Source organism: Corynebacterium tuberculostearicum (assembly GCF_022347235.1).
GTDB classification, from domain to species: domain Bacteria; phylum Actinomycetota; class Actinomycetes; order Mycobacteriales; family Mycobacteriaceae; genus Corynebacterium; species Corynebacterium tuberculostearicum_F.
Map to the genome: position 1 here is coordinate 75,869 of NZ_JAKRDX010000011.1, position 14,082 is coordinate 89,950.

15 protein-coding genes and 1 pseudogene are annotated in these 14,082 nt (G+C 58.4%); 2 read left to right on the forward strand and 14 right to left on the reverse strand.

Features of this window, described 5'->3' with window-relative positions; all coding sequences use genetic code 11:
* Positions 1-31: 31 nt before the first annotated feature.
* Positions 32-586, reverse strand: a complete 555-nt coding sequence (gene scpB / locus MHK09_RS07530) for an SMC-Scp complex subunit ScpB (protein WP_250413123.1) — start codon at positions 584-586, stop codon at positions 32-34.
* An 88-nt stretch (positions 587-674) separates the two neighbouring features.
* Here scpB and MHK09_RS07535 point away from each other — a divergent pair, with 88 nt between their 5' ends.
* Positions 675-1,241 carry a GNAT family N-acetyltransferase gene (locus tag MHK09_RS07535; protein ID WP_250413124.1) on the forward strand — a complete coding sequence of 189 codons (567 nt, stop codon included), beginning with the start codon at positions 675-677 and terminating at the stop codon, positions 1,239-1,241.
* Here MHK09_RS07535 and MHK09_RS07540 read toward each other — a convergent pair.
* The 13 genes from MHK09_RS07540 to MHK09_RS07600 all read right to left on the reverse strand — a co-directional run bounded on the left by MHK09_RS07540 (position 1,238) and on the right by MHK09_RS07600 (position 12,969).
* Entirely contained in the window at positions 1,238-2,035 is a 798-nt protein-coding gene (locus MHK09_RS07540) for a segregation and condensation protein A (RefSeq protein WP_250413125.1), read from the reverse strand. The genes MHK09_RS07535 and MHK09_RS07540 overlap by 4 nt on opposite strands.
* 6 nt (positions 2,036-2,041) lie before the next feature.
* Positions 2,042-2,914 (reverse strand): ParA family protein, encoded by an 873-nt coding sequence (locus MHK09_RS07545; RefSeq protein WP_040425292.1) that lies wholly within the window; start codon positions 2,912-2,914, stop codon positions 2,042-2,044.
* A gap of 127 nt (positions 2,915-3,041) precedes the next feature.
* The gene (locus tag MHK09_RS07550) at positions 3,042-4,049 is read right to left on the reverse strand and encodes a hypothetical protein (protein WP_250413126.1); all 1,008 of its coding nucleotides are present in this window, start codon (positions 4,047-4,049) and stop codon (positions 3,042-3,044) included.
* A gap of 12 nt (positions 4,050-4,061) precedes the next feature.
* Positions 4,062-4,952 (reverse strand): site-specific tyrosine recombinase XerD, encoded by an 891-nt coding sequence (gene xerD, locus MHK09_RS07555; RefSeq protein ID WP_250413127.1) that lies wholly within the window; start codon positions 4,950-4,952, stop codon positions 4,062-4,064.
* Positions 4,949-5,587, reverse strand: coding sequence for an NUDIX domain-containing protein (locus MHK09_RS07560; RefSeq protein ID WP_250413128.1), 639 nt, complete (start codon positions 5,585-5,587; stop codon positions 4,949-4,951). The genes xerD and MHK09_RS07560 overlap by 4 nt, the downstream gene beginning before the upstream one ends.
* A gap of 3 nt (positions 5,588-5,590) precedes the next feature.
* Positions 5,591-6,493 (reverse strand): copper transporter, encoded by a 903-nt coding sequence (locus tag MHK09_RS07565; RefSeq protein WP_239282543.1) that lies wholly within the window; start codon positions 6,491-6,493, stop codon positions 5,591-5,593.
* Between the two features lie 3 nt (positions 6,494-6,496).
* A complete protein-coding gene (steA, locus tag MHK09_RS07570) occupies positions 6,497-7,648 on the reverse strand; it encodes a putative cytokinetic ring protein SteA (protein WP_250413129.1) in 1,152 nt (383 codons plus the stop codon).
* Positions 7,649-7,667: 19 nt separating this feature from the next.
* Positions 7,668-9,338 carry a DNA repair protein RecN gene (recN, locus tag MHK09_RS07575; protein ID WP_250413130.1) on the reverse strand — a complete coding sequence of 557 codons (1,671 nt, stop codon included), beginning with the start codon at positions 9,336-9,338 and terminating at the stop codon, positions 7,668-7,670.
* A complete protein-coding gene (locus MHK09_RS07580; protein ID WP_250413131.1) occupies positions 9,338-10,222 on the reverse strand; it encodes an NAD kinase in 885 nt (294 codons plus the stop codon). The genes recN and MHK09_RS07580 overlap by 1 nt, the downstream gene beginning before the upstream one ends.
* The gene (locus MHK09_RS07585; protein ID WP_250413132.1) at positions 10,219-11,025 is read right to left on the reverse strand and encodes a TlyA family RNA methyltransferase; all 807 of its coding nucleotides are present in this window, start codon (positions 11,023-11,025) and stop codon (positions 10,219-10,221) included. Before MHK09_RS07585 ends, MHK09_RS07580 begins: the two co-directional genes overlap by 4 nt.
* A complete protein-coding gene (locus tag MHK09_RS07590; protein ID WP_005324658.1) occupies positions 11,025-11,186 on the reverse strand; it encodes a hypothetical protein in 162 nt (53 codons plus the stop codon). The genes MHK09_RS07585 and MHK09_RS07590 overlap by 1 nt, the downstream gene beginning before the upstream one ends.
* Positions 11,177-12,160: an HAD-IIA family hydrolase gene (locus MHK09_RS07595; protein WP_005329477.1), complete on the reverse strand. Its 984-nt coding sequence runs from the start codon at positions 12,158-12,160 to the stop codon at positions 11,177-11,179. Before MHK09_RS07595 ends, MHK09_RS07590 begins: the two co-directional genes overlap by 10 nt.
* Positions 12,160-12,969, reverse strand: a complete 810-nt coding sequence (locus tag MHK09_RS07600) for a tetratricopeptide repeat protein (protein ID WP_250413133.1) — start codon at positions 12,967-12,969, stop codon at positions 12,160-12,162. Before MHK09_RS07600 ends, MHK09_RS07595 begins: the two co-directional genes overlap by 1 nt.
* A gap of 717 nt (positions 12,970-13,686) precedes the next feature.
* Here MHK09_RS07600 and MHK09_RS07605 point away from each other — a divergent pair.
* A pseudogene (locus MHK09_RS07605) lies at positions 13,687-14,082 on the forward strand (transposase); the annotation flags it as partial.

Below are 14,082 nucleotides of genomic sequence, written 5' to 3' on the forward strand. Positions count from 1 at the left end.
TATGAAATTACCTGGGCAATCCTACCCCACGCTAGTACTCTTCGTCGATCGCCTCGACGTCAGGCAACAGCGGCGCCAAGTCTGGCAGGCGCTCCAAAGAATCGATCCCCAATAACTCGAGGAATAATTCCGTCGTCTCATACCGGTGCGCGGCGCCCTCAAACTCATCCTGCGGCAGCTCCCGGACCAACCCGCGCAGGTTAAGGGTCCGCATTACGCCATCGACATTGACGCCGCGAACCGCCGCCACCTGCTGGCGAGTAACGGGCTGACGGTAAGCCACTACCGCCAAAGTCTCTAGGGCAGCACGGGAGAGTTTCGTTTGGGCGCCATCCAAGAGAAATTCTTCCACTGCCCCGGCATTTTCGGTGCGCGTATAAAAGCGCCACCCCTCTTGAGTCTCGCGCAGGTCAATACCAGAACCGCGACTATCCAACTCCCGCTGAATAGAACGCAAGCAATCACTGACGACGTCCCTTTCCGCCCCCAGCGCACGCGCCAAAGACTCCACAGAGGCTGGGGAGTCAAGCACGAGCAATATGGACTCAAGACGGGAACGCAGCTGCGAGATGAGGGGAAGATCCATAAGGCCCAAGTTTACTGGAGAGGAAAAAGTTGCAGAAAATTCCCCAAATCACTTTCGTTCCCCACTGTGACTCGTCTAACATATTGTCATGGAAACCATCACTCGCACCGACAGACTCATCCTCATCCCGCTGTCCGCCGCTAATACCGAAGAGACCCACAAGGTCTACAGCGACGGACGTATCTGGAGCCACCGTCCCAATGGGCGCTTTGCCGATATCCGCACCACGCGTGCACTCGCACAAGCATCCTCCCAGTCGTGGGACGCTCACCACTTCGGCCCTTGGGCCGCGTATATGCGCCACAACCCTTCGGAATTCGTCGGCGTCGGCGGTGCAATCTTCGTCGAAGAGGCAAACTTCTGGGACATCAAATACCGCCTGCGCCCCGCCCATTGGGGTGCCGGTTTTGCCACCGAGATCACCTCCGAGGCGGTGAAGAGCATCCGCCAGGTGGACCCCAACTCCCCGATTACCGCCCGCGTGACCACAAATCACCCGGCGGCCATCCGGGTCATCGAAAAGCAAGGGCTCCAACAAGTATGGGAAGGGCGCCGCATAGGCACCGAGGACAACCCCGAGGAACCAGACGTACGCGTCTACTCCGACCGCGATCTCTCCCCCGAGACGCTGGAATTCATCCAGCAGCGGCCTTAGTCCCAGTTCGCTGCTGCAACTACCGCTGGGTCAACATCCAGGCCTGTCCACGATAGGTCCAGCTGACCCAGCGCTTCTTCTTGTTGTGCATCAACTGCCTTGGCTTTGTACAACTCCAACAGGGCCAAGAAACGCCCCACTACCTGCATAGAAACCGTACAGTCGCGGGTTAGCGCACCAAAGCTGGTCCATTGCCCCGCACCGAGTAGCTTGAGTGTTTCCAAAATCTTGCCGGCCTGCTCCGGTACGGATACTGCTACGGCGTGCACGTGACCGGTTGCCACTTCCTCCGGTGGCTTGGGGCGGAACACGCCCGCGGCAAGCTCGGCAAAGCTGGCCGGCGTATGACCGAGCGAAACTGGAGGCAAGAGTTCAGCAAACCTCTCCTCGATGGAAACCGCTCGCGGATAGCTGCGCTGTGCCTCGCGCTGCCACACGGCGAATTGGTCGGCTGCTTGCTTATAAGCCTTGTACTGCAACAGGCGGGCAAAAAGGAGGTCGCGCGACTCCAGCAGTTCCAAGTCTTCAATATCGTCGACATCACCGCGCGGCAGAAGCCGCGCCGCCTTCAAATCCAAAAGCGTAGCTGCCACCAACAAAAACTCAGTGGTCTCATCCAGATCAGCGGACTCTCCCAGCTGGCGTGTATACGCCACGAATTCGTCCGTCACTTCTGACAGCGCAACGTCAGTCACGTCCATCTTCTTGGACTGAATAAGCTGCAAAAGCAGGTCAAAAGGGCCTTCAAAATTCCGCAGTGCAATGCGAAAGCCCGTAATTTCCGGCTGGGTCACGATACCTTAAACGGTCGAGCGCTCAATGACCTCTTTGGCCAAGTTCCGGTACTGCTGCGTGGCCGGGGAGCTTGGCGCCCAGGTAGTAATCGGCTCGCCGGCTACCGAAGTCTCTGGGAACCGAACGGTCCGGGTAATGACGGTGTCAAAGACCTTATCGCCAAAGTAGTCCACCACTCGGGACATAACTTCCCGGGCGTGCTTGGTCCGGCGATCGAACATGGTCACTAGGATTCCCATGACCTCAAGGTCAAAGTTAATGCGATCAGAAACCTTTTCCACGGTATCGGTCAACAGCGCCAAACCGCGCAGGGAGAAGAACTCGCACTCCATAGGGATGATCACACCCTGTGAGCAAGCAAGGGCATTGACGGTAAGCAGGCCCAAGGAAGGCTGGCAGTCAATAATGATGAAATCATAATCGCGGCGCACCGGACGCAGGGCGCGGGCAAGGGTGTGCTCGCGACCGACCTCATTGACCATTTGAATCTCCGCGGCGGAAAGGTCGATATTCGCCGGCACCAGATCTAAGCCCGATACCCCGGTGTGCTGGATAGCGGAATGAATAGAGGTGTGGCTATCGAGCATCACGTCATAGATAGTGTCCTCGATATCGTCATGCGTGAGCCCGAGTCCCGCCGAAAGCGCACCCTGGGGGTCAAGGTCAACCAAGAGGACTTTACGGCCGTACTCGGCCAAGCACGCGCCCATATTGATGGTTGAAGTGGTTTTACCTACGCCACCTTTTTGGTTACACATCGAAATGATGGTGGCCGGCCCATGCTTTTCCAAGGGTGCGGGTTCCGGTAGCTCACGGATAGGACGACCGGTCAGCCCCACCTCTACGTCAGAGGCAGAAAATAGACCCTCTTCGCTCACAGTCACACCTGCTTCCTTGACGCCAAGTTCCGGACCATGACACTTGGCTTAGGGTTGATTACAACGTTGTCATTAAAGCGTACCCGTTACAGGTTAAAAGTACCGAGACTTAGCCTATATCAAGCGTTTAGCGTTGACTAGAACGGCGTTTGAGAATTGCCACCAGGGCTATGAGTGCGATGAGTACCGCCGCGGCTGCCCCTCCAATAATCCAGCCCAAATGTGAGCCGCCGTCTTCTTCTTTGGGGTCCTTTTGCTGGCGCTCATCGAGGTTTTCCGCGGCGGATTGATAGTTAGGGTCCTGCAACGTGACGATGAGTGCGGCCCCGGAACCGTCATTGCGCAGCAACTGCATGATGAAGGGATTATCAGGCGCCTCGCCCTCCGGATAGGTCAAGGTGAGGGTTCGAGAAGAGGCATCCACGTCACGCTCTACGCCTTGGATAATATTGCCCTCGCCATCGAGGTAGCGCAGCGTGACGTCATTTTCTTGCGTGTCCTTGAACTGCTGGTAGAGGTCATAGGCCTGCTTGAGGCCCATCTTTGCGGTAATTGTATTGCCTTCGATTTTCGATTCAAGGTTGACGTATTCCGCGCCTTCAAGGTTGGCTTCCCCAGCAGGCTTGCGCTCCGGCTTTTTACCTGGAACAACCGGCAAGTTGCTATCTTCTTTCGCCGGCGCGGGCTTGTCATCTCCGCCCTCGGCATCTTTTCCGGCTGGCGCCTTGTCACCTTGAGCCGGCTTATCAGAGCCCGGATCCGGCGCTGGCGCTGGGTTCGGGCCGCCTTCCGCGCCGTCAATTTCTTCCTGAATGTCCTCCTGCGCAACCGAACCATCGGCTACCAGCGTCAGGGTTGCATTCATGCCTTGGGCGGAGACAGGAACCGAGATTTGGCCGCCATCTGCCGGGGCGGTGATGGTAGCGGAGGTACCTGAGGCAGACACGTTCCACCCATCGCCGGAGTAGTTGGCTTCGGCCGGCACGGGCAAGCTTACAGTCGTGGTCTGGCCGGCAGGAACCGAAATGGGAGCGGCAATAGCTGCCTCTACCTCTGGCGGCAGCTGCGCGTGTGCCACCGCTGGGAAAAACAAGGCGGTAGAAAGCACCGCGCCAGCTACACGAGTTGAAAACATATAGGTCCTTTCTTAGGCACGAGGGTGCGCAGTGCGCCAAACCTCACGCAAGGAATCGGCAGTGACGTGAGTATATATTTGCGTTGTTGTCACCGAGGAATGTCCCAGTAATTCTTGCACGGTGCGCACATCTGCGCCGCCTTCAAGCAGGTGCGTCGCAAAAGAATGCCGCAAGGTGTGCGGAGAAATGGATTTTCCCAATTGCGCCCGCTGCGCTGCAGTCTTCAACACAGTCCACGCACTTTGACGGGATAAAGCCCCACCGCGGGTATTGAGAAACAGCGCCGGCGTTTTACCTTTGCTCAGCGCCGGTCGCGCCCGCACCAAGTAGGCATCGAGAGCCTGGCGGGCATGCGAGCCCACTGGCACAATCCGTTCTTTGTCTCCCTTGCCCCGCAGGCGTATTACCTCTTGCGCGGAAGACACGTCATCAACGTTGAGGGAGACAATTTCCGAGATTCGCGCGCCGGTGCCATAGAGCATCTCCAGCAGGGCGCGGTCGCGCACATCTACCGGGGTCTCAGTAGGAGTCGCTTCAATGAGGGCGGTGACCTCATCTACCGATAATGTCTCCGGCAAATGCTGCCCGGTTGACGGAGGGGTTACCTCAACCGCAACATCGACGTCCACTACGCCTTCTGACACGGCAAATTTATGCAGTCCGCGAGCAACGATGAGCGCTCGGTTGGATGAGGACACAGCCATGTGTGAGCGCAGGTCTTTAAGATAAGCCTCCACCATCGGTCGCGTCACCGACCGCAGATCCTCTACCCCGTTATCCCCCAGCCATGCAAGGTAGCGGCGGACATCGCGGCGATAGTTGCTCAAGGTATTGGCGGAAACGCCGCGCTCGACTGCTAGATGATTAAGCCAGGTCTGCGCTATGTTTTCTAGCGCACTCACAGCTGCTTTAGGTCCGCGCCCGTGCGGCGGGAGCTCATCGAGGTCGGTCGAAGGTCGAACGGCTCCTCCACGCTGCGGGTCTGCTTGCCGCCGCGCAGCACAGCGTAGGCGGCCAAGATACCGCTGCAGGCAATGGAATTGACGATGTCACCGCGCAGCGCTTTGTCGACGGCCTCGTCGAGGCCCACCCAGGCGACTTCCATATCAGCCTCTTCATCCCCGGTAGCCTCCATCCGGGGGACGTCGGAAAGCTCCGAGGCGAGGAATACGCGAACCGCCTCTTCGCAGAAACCCGGCGAGGTGACAAGGTCCGTCAGCACGGACCAAGTCTGTGCGCTCAAACCGGCCTCTTCCTGCAACTCACGCTGCGCGCCGGTTAGCTCATCCTCACCGCGTACGTCGAGCAATCCCGCCGGCAGTTCCCACAGGCGCTTTCCCACGCTGTGGCGGTACTGGTACACCATCGCAATACGCTCGTCTGAGTCCACTGCCACAACGGCCACAGCACCTAGGTGCTCGACTACTTCCCGGGAGGCAGAAACGCCACCGGGCATGACTACCTCGTCGCGGCGGAGGGCGAGAATGGGGGCTTCGACAAGCAGCTGCGAATCAAGCACCTTGAAATCATGCGCCATGGGCTATTCCTTTCCCGGCAAGGCGGAGTCAGCAGTTTCGGTGGCGCCATAGTCACCCTGGCCACCATCAAGTTGTTCCTGGGTGGCCAGAATGACCGCAATGCGCTCCACTGCCCGTTCGGTGCTATCGACCGTAGACAGCTCCGCGTCCTGATCACGCACCTGGGCTAGCGCCTTATCATCCTGGGTCTGCTTGGTGCGCCCGCTCAACACCACGGACCCATTGACATCATCCAACCCGGTGGCAAATTCTGCCAGTGCGCTGGACGGGTAACCACGCAGGCCATTGCCAGAGACCACGATAATGGCCTGGGCAGGCACGATGGTGCCATCCTCGTAATCAATAAAGCCCTCGTCGCGCAGCTTATGGAGCACGTCTGCACGCTCGTCTACCGAGGCCAAAGGCTTCGTGCTCTCAGGATCCATAGACAGCGCAGTGCCTAGCACCTCACCACCAAGGGCTCCGGCCGAATCCAAGTCCTTGATATCTGCCTTCTTGGGCGCAGTATCTTTCAAGATGGGAAGCAGCTTGTCCTTAGTTTCGGGGCGCAAGAAGTCCTTGGTCAGCTTAATCTCGCCGGCCTCGGTGGCATCGGAAGACTTCAAGAGCTTCCGGATAGCGTCTACGTCGCCGCCATTGGCGTCATCGGTGGTCACGATGAGTACTGGGCGCTGAGACAAGGCTCCATCAACCATTTCCGCCCCAGAATCCCCAACGATCTTATCGCTGGCGTCATTTTGGGTCTGCAGAATCTTATTGTCTTGGACCACCTTGCGGTGCTCCTCGCGGATCGGATCGTCGTCTGCCATGCTGGTGGTCAGGTTTGGCGCAATCACCAGGGCGCCTAAGGCTACGCCAACCGCGGCGCCGAAGCCCAAGCCTGCTACAAGCTCAGTCTTTGCCATACCTTATGCGCCCCCAAAGAGGCTAGACCAGGTTTCGCTAAGGTTGCTAGCAAAGTCTTGGCTGCCGCCAAAACCGACGATGAGGATGACCGCCGCAATGGCAACCAAGATGCCCAGCACTGCCCACAGCCAGCCGAGGTTGGAGGAAGGCGCACTGTAGAGATTGATTACCGCATCGGCGTCAACCACCTTGGTACCGGCCTTAAGGCGGGACAGCACGGCCGAGGGGTTGGTGCGGTCTGCAAAGATATCATCGAGGTCTACCCCGCCGCCGGCCTGCACGATGAGGTCCGCGCCGTGGTAGTCCGCAAAGAGCAGGCCCAGGTCGGTACCTGAATGCGTTGCTGCGGGGAAGGTCATCGCACCGATGCCGAGGTCCTGGATGCGGTCGAGGCCTTCTACCTCCCCTTCCGGGTCCGCAGGCACGATTACGCGGGCGCCGCAGCGCAGGGCTTCATCGCTCACGCTATTGGGATCCCCAATAATGAAATCTGGCTTATACCCTTGGGCCAACAACGAATCTGCCGCTGCTCCCACTGCAATCAGCAGCGGCTCATACTCACGGATAAAGTTGCGCAGCTGCTTGAGCTGTTCGCGGTGCCGATCGGTAGGCGAAAAGAGCACAACCTTGCGGCCGGCAATTTCGGAGCCGGAGGCGGGGACGCCGAGGCCGTCGATAAGCAGCGGGCCTTCCGAGTTAATGAAATCAATGGAATTGCCAAAGAAGGATTCCATGTGGTCAATCAGCGCGCCCTGCGCCGCGGTGAAGTTCTTTTCTGCTCGCTCACGGGTTACCACGCGGCCGGTGCCGAGCGCCTTATCGCCGCTAAAGACGGTGCCGTCCTCCCCGATGCGCGCCTTTTTGCCCTCTTTGAACTCGGAAACAAAGGACTGCCCAACGCCTTCAAGGAGGGTAATGTCGGCGTCAAGCAACATGTGCGGGCCATAATTAGGGACCGTGCCGGTAGAAAATTCCGCCACATTAATGACTGCGGAGGGCTTAAGGTCTACGAGAGTTTGAGCCTCGTGGCGAGAGATATTGGCCGCATCAATTACGGCGACATCGCCTTCACTAAACTTTTTCATCCCCTTAGCGCCTGGAGTGCAATCGCGCAGTACACCAGGCTGCTCGGGGTTACGGGAAAACAGAGCCATGGGCCCTATTGTGGCGTGATTATGGTTTCGAGTGGGTGAGGCGCGCGGAAGCTTCTTCCTGTGCGCGGTCAAAAAGCTCCTGCGCGTGCGCGCGACCGGTCTCGGTATCGTCCAAGCCCGCCAGCATGCGAGCCAATTCCTCTACGCGCTCCTCCTGTGACAGCTCGGCCACGCCAGAGGTAAATTTCTCCCTCGATACATGCAGGTGAGCATCAGCATACGCGGCCACCTGCGGCAAGTGGGTCACCACAATCACTTGGTTGTGTACCGCCAAGCGCGCCAAGCGCCGGCCGATCTCTACCGCTGCGCGGCCACCCACGCCTGCATCAACCTCATCGAAGACCAAGGTGGCGCCGTCTTCCTCCGCCAGCACGACCTCCAAGGCCAGCATGACACGGGAGAGTTCGCCGCCCGAGGCAGCAGAGGCAATCGGCTTGCCGTTCAATTGCAACTCGGCCGCGTCTGCGCCGGACTTTGAGTACTTCGCCTGCGTAAGCTCGACCGTCAAGGTCGAATTCGGCATGGCCAATCCGTGGAGCTCCTGCGTTACCTGCTCGCCCAAGGCCTTCGCTGCTTTCCGACGCCCCCTTGTCAGCTCCCCTGCCCGCTCAATCATCACCGCTTCGGCTTCTTTGACCTGCTTTTTTAGCTCCTCCAGGGCTTCTGTAGAGGTATCCATGGACTCGAGCTTTGCCGCTGCTTCATTGCGCCAAGCTACAACTCCATCAATATCCCCCGCATACTTCCTGGTCAACGTGCGCAATTCCTGTTGCCGCTGGAGGGACTTTTCCAACAGGTGTGGATCCGCCGGCAGCCCGGCTAGATACCCACCGAGCTCGCCGGAGATATCGCCCAACTGCGTCGAGATCTCGCTGAGCCGTTCGCCTAAGGCCGCCAGTTCCTTATCGGTGGACCCCGCCAAGGCAGAAACCGCCCGGCCTAGCAGTGCCGAGGCGGCCTCTTCCAGTCCCTCGGTGCCGTCGATCGCAGCCAACGCAACTTCCGCGGACTCGCGCAGCCCATCGACGTCCTGTAGCTTGCGAACCAGCTGCACTAGTTCCTCATCCTCGCCGGGTTCTGGGGCAATGCCATCGATCTCATCGACGGCGAATTGCAGACGGTCAACTTCCTGCGCCAACTCGCGGCGCTGCTCCGTGCGCCTCTTATAGTCCTTCGCGAGGCTGCGCCACTGTTTGAAGGCCTTGGTATAGCGCTCTCGCACACGCGCCAATTTCGGATCCGCACGATCAACCGCACCCAGTTGTTCCTCGGGCGCGAGCAAACGCAGCTGGTCATTCTGCCCGTGGACCGTAATAAGCTCGCGCGCGAACTCGCCCAGGGTTGCAGCCGGTACTCCACGGCCGCCTAAATAGGCCCGCGATCTTCCCGCGGCAGAGACCGTGCGTGAAACGATATACTCGCCATTTTCGTCGGGCTCACCGCCAACAGACTCCACCAGTTCGCGGATAGAATCTTTCGCGGAAGAAAAATGTCCTTCCACGGCGGCCTTTTTCGCGCCATCGCGCACCCGGGAGGCATCCGCGCGACCACCGGCTAAGAGCCTCAAACCAGTAACCACCATGGTCTTACCCGCACCGGTCTCGCCGGTAAGCACGGTAAGACCCGCGGATAGTTCCGCAGAGCTCTGGCTAATGACGCCCAGATCATTGATGGAAATATCGACGAGCACTACTTCTCCTTCGGCCCGCGCCACCCTTCTACGGGCAGGCGCAGCTTCGAGACTAAACGGTCAGTAAAAGGTTGGTCATCCAAGCGTACCCACCGCACCGGACGCTCGCCTCGCACTACTTCCACACGTGCCCCTGGTGGCATCGCGAACTCGCGGAAGCCATCTAATATCACGGTGGCTGGAGTCGTGCGCATCGTCGATTCGACGGCCACTAAGGAATTGGGCGATACAACCAATGGCTTGGTAAACAGTGCATGCGCATTATTCGGCACTACCAAGATTGCATCTAGGGAGGGCCACAACACCGGACCGCCTGCGGAAAACGCATAGGCGGTGGATCCAGTGGGCGTGGAAATCAGCACGCCATCGCAGCCGAAGGAAGACACTGGCCGGCGGTCAACTTCCAAGATTGCATCGAGCACGCCGGATCGGTTTTGATTTTCTACCGAAGCCTCATTTAGCGCCCAGCTGCGGTTGAGAAGGGTTCCCTCCTCATCAAAGATGGACACATCAATGGTGAGGCGGTCTTCAATGCGGTAGCGCTTTTCAATGACCCGCACCAAGGCCTGATCGAGGGATTCGACCTCCCACTCTGCCAGAAATCCCACGTGGCCTAGGTTGATGCCCAGCACCGGAATATCTACGGCACGCGCCATGTCGGCGGCACGGAGGAAGGTACCATCGCCGCCCAAAACCAACACCAATTCGCACCCTGCGGCCGCATCTTCAGTGTGAGGTACATGCTTTAATCCCGGCAGTACCTTTTCGTCCGCGCACACTCGAACAGTAATTCCCGCATTTTGTAGGAGTTCTGCCGCGCGCGACGTCGCCTCCAAGTTCTGTTGCCGGTTGGCATGAGGCACCAACAGGATCTCACGTGTCATTGTGGGCCTTCCTCGACTGCGCGGTCAATCATTTCTTCCACTCTAGCCAGATCTGTTGGCTGACCGTCCTTTTTCAGCCACAGGAAGTACTCCACATTGCCGCTTGGCCCAGGCAGCGGGGATGCCACAGCCCCATGCATGCTAAGCCCCAGGGACAACGCAAATTCAGCGACTTCCCTGGTTACTTCTTTACGCAACTCCGGCGAACGAACCACTCCACCGCTTCCGAGGCGCTCCTTGCCCACTTCGAATTGCGGCTTCACCATAGGCAACAACCAAGCGCCGTCCTTCAGACACTCCACAACGGCGGGCAATACCAAGCGGAGGGAAATGAAGGACAAGTCGCCTACCATGCCGTCGCAGGGGCCGTCGGTAAGCTCCAGCGTTAAATTCCGGATATTCGTACGGTCTAAAACGGTGACGCGATCATCGTTTTGCAGGCGCCAGAGCAGCTGCCCATAGCCCACGTCGACAGACAGCACTTCCTGCGCACCGTGTTCCAGGCACACGTCCGTAAAGCCACCGGTAGAAGCGCCGGCATCGAGGATGCGGCCGTTCATGTCGACGTCGAACGCCGCCAAGGCGCCCAAAAGCTTGTGGGCGCCACGTGAAGCCCACTTGTCTTCTTCGGCTTCCTCTACCTTGATGGAAACCTCGGGCTCTACAATCGACGCCGGCTTCTGCGCCTTGAAGCCACCCACCGTGACACGGCCGGACTTAATCATCTCCCGTGCCTGCTCACGTGACCGCGCAATCTTTCGGCGCACCAGCTCCGCATCTAATCTACGACGTTGTGGGGGCATTAATTCTCCTGCAATGCATCGCGCAACACATTGTGAGCGCGATCAAGCTGATCTACTTCAGCGGCCAAATCCGCTGCGTCTTCTCCAAGGATCTCTGCTACTTCCGCATCGATCTCTGCCGGCTCCTTGACGGCTCGGAAGTCGTGCGGCTTTACCGCCATTGTGCAACAACCTTCTCCGCCCGCTCGCTACGCGGCTGAATATAGCGCGGCGGCGACGGCATGGCCCATGCAACTTCCAACACGGTGCGCAATGCCTGAACGGAGGTAGACTTTTCGTCGCCGCCCTCGAGCAGAAGGTCATGGCCATCGCACCGCGCCGTAAATCCACCCTGTGCTCCGGGACGAGCGACGGAGACAGGAAGGGCCAACTCGTGCATTCCTGCACCAATAAAGTTAGGGCGTGCCTCCACAGGTGCCTCGATCAGCTCCAACTCACCAGAAACGCCGGTGAGCACATGGAAGGTATCCATTGCAGCAGAGTTACCACCTGCAATATCAGTATCCAGACGGTCGCCCACAGCAAGTGGCTTCTTCGCGCCGATTTGCTTTGCCGCAAAAGTAAACATGGCCGGCTCGGGCTTGCCAGCAGATACCGGCTCTACCCCGGTGGCTGACTGGATGGCGGCAACCAGAGAACCATTTCCCACAGCAAGACCTCTCTCAATTGGCAAAGAGGTATCGAGATTCGAAGCAAAGAACTTGGCCCCCTGACGAATGGCCAAGGCACCTTCAGTCAAGTGTTCCCAGCCAACAGAGCGGTCAAAGCCTTGCACTACGGCAGCAGGCTTGTCATCGGCGCTGGAAACTACCTTGAAGCCCATCTCTCGGGCCAAGTCACGGAGGGAATCGGCGCCGATAATAAGGAGCTTGGCCCCAGCTGGGACCTCCTCCGCCGCGAGTTGGAGCACCGCTTGCGCAGAGGTAACGATCTGTTCCGTACCCGCCGTGAGACCGATGTCTGCCAGCATCTTCGCCACTGCCTGTGGGCTGCGGGAAGCATTGTTGGTCACATAAACTGCCGGCACTCCGCAGGTGTTGATGACGTCCACCACGTTAGAAAGCGGGCGACCGCCTTCCCACACGGTGCCATCGAGATCGAGAAGCAGAGCGTCGTGCTTGCTGAGAACCGTCACTACTTGCACTCCTCAAGGCGCTCGGCAGCATCGGTCCAGTCGCCTTCATCAATAGAAACTGCGTGCTCAAACCAGTCCCGAGCCTCGTCCTTTCGGCCTGCTTCAAGCAGAGCATTACCGTAGGCATAAGCGAGACGGCACGCGCTTACCCCGCGGGCATCGCGGTCAGGATGTGCGCGTTGAATGGTGACAACCGCGGACTCAGCTTGCCCCATGTCTAGGCGGGCGCCGGCCAAAACAATTGCCAGCTCAATCTTGGACTCTTCATCAAGTTCCGATGCTTCCTCCGCACGACCTAGCTCCAGCGCCTTCTCCGGGCGGCCCAAGCCGCGCTCGCAATCAGCCATTACTACAAGCATTCCGGGGCCACCGGAAATGCGTCGCGCGGCACGCAGCTCAGCAAGGGCTTCCTTCCACTCGCCCGCACGATACGCAGCAATGCCATTGACCTCACGAGCAATGGCGACGCGGCCAGCGCGGTCCTTGGCGGCACGCGCATGCCGCAATGCGAGCTTAGGATCATCTTCCATCCACGTCGCGGCCATGATCATATGCTTAGCGACGGCCTCGGAGTTCTCCTTCGATAGCGACTTCAGGTCCTGCAGCACCATCGGGTCCAGGTCGTTGACATCTACCTCTGCCGGGATGTCTGGGTCACTCATGCGACGGTTAATGCGTTCCTCACGGTAACCGGAGCGCTGCGGCGAAAAAGACTTCTTCTTCCGGGAATCGCCCTTAAAATCACGGCCCTTGTTATTGCGTGGCTTACGGTCACGTCCGCCTCGCCCATTGTGATTGCGCTCCGACATTCAGCCCTACCCTTTCTTGGTTGGAACTAGCACAGAAATACCGGCCCTATTCTACAACCCGCAAACCAAAAGCCGGAATTTAGATCCTGACGGGCTGCCGCAGCGCTACCCAAACATTACTCATCAAACCAACCCAGAGGCACACCGTGACGAACCGGATGCTACCACCAGGAACAAGTAGCGCGCCTAGAGCCCCGTAGACAACAAATAGCAGGCCCCACAGCGCTTGACGACGCACCGCCTTCCTCAATGCAGCCCAACCGATAAGAATCACTGCACACACAATCAAAACCGCACCAGTCGCAGCGTCCCACCAGCCCTCACTGCCACCTTCACACGAAAAAGACAAGAGCAAAGATCCCGGCAGCGCAGTGCCGATACCGAATAAGACCCTAGTCCCAGAAACATCTAGCGGTCTTTCAGAAGAGAAGTCAGCCACCGTTAAATCTCCTTAAGCCGCTGCGAAAAATAATCACGGGCATCTTCTTGATTCTCAGCGAATTCCCTGAGCACACCTGCCCAAGTCGGAGACGCATCAATTAGGTTCCCTGCGACATTCAATAGTGGTGAGAACGCAATCTCTCCCCATCTAACGCCTATTCCTACCCGTTCGGAGTATGCTGTACTGCTCAATGGGCCTAGTGCCGGACCTGACCCCTGTTTGGTGGACACCTGATATCCAGCCCAGTCGGGCTGGAAGAAAGGTAATCTACCACCATGTCCAGGTACTCCGAACAGTTCAAACGCGATGCCGTGGCCCTCTACGAAAACAATGAGGACCTCTCACTGAACTCAGCATCAGCAGAGCTCGGTATCAACCGTGCCTCGCTGCATTCTTGGATCAAGAAGTACGGCACCGGCAAACGTGCCCGCACAAAAAGCATGCGCGACAAGGTCCAAGCAGCGAATGATTCCGAACGGATCCGCCAGTTAGAAAAAGAGAACGCAAAGCTGCGCGAAGAACGTGACATCCTGCGCAAGGCCGCGAAATATTTTGCCGAAGAGACTCACTGGTGATCCGCTTCCAGTTTGTCTATGACCACCGAACCGAATTCTCGGTTAAGCGGATGTGCCAGGTGTTAAAGCTCAATCGCTCCTCGTTCTACAAATGGG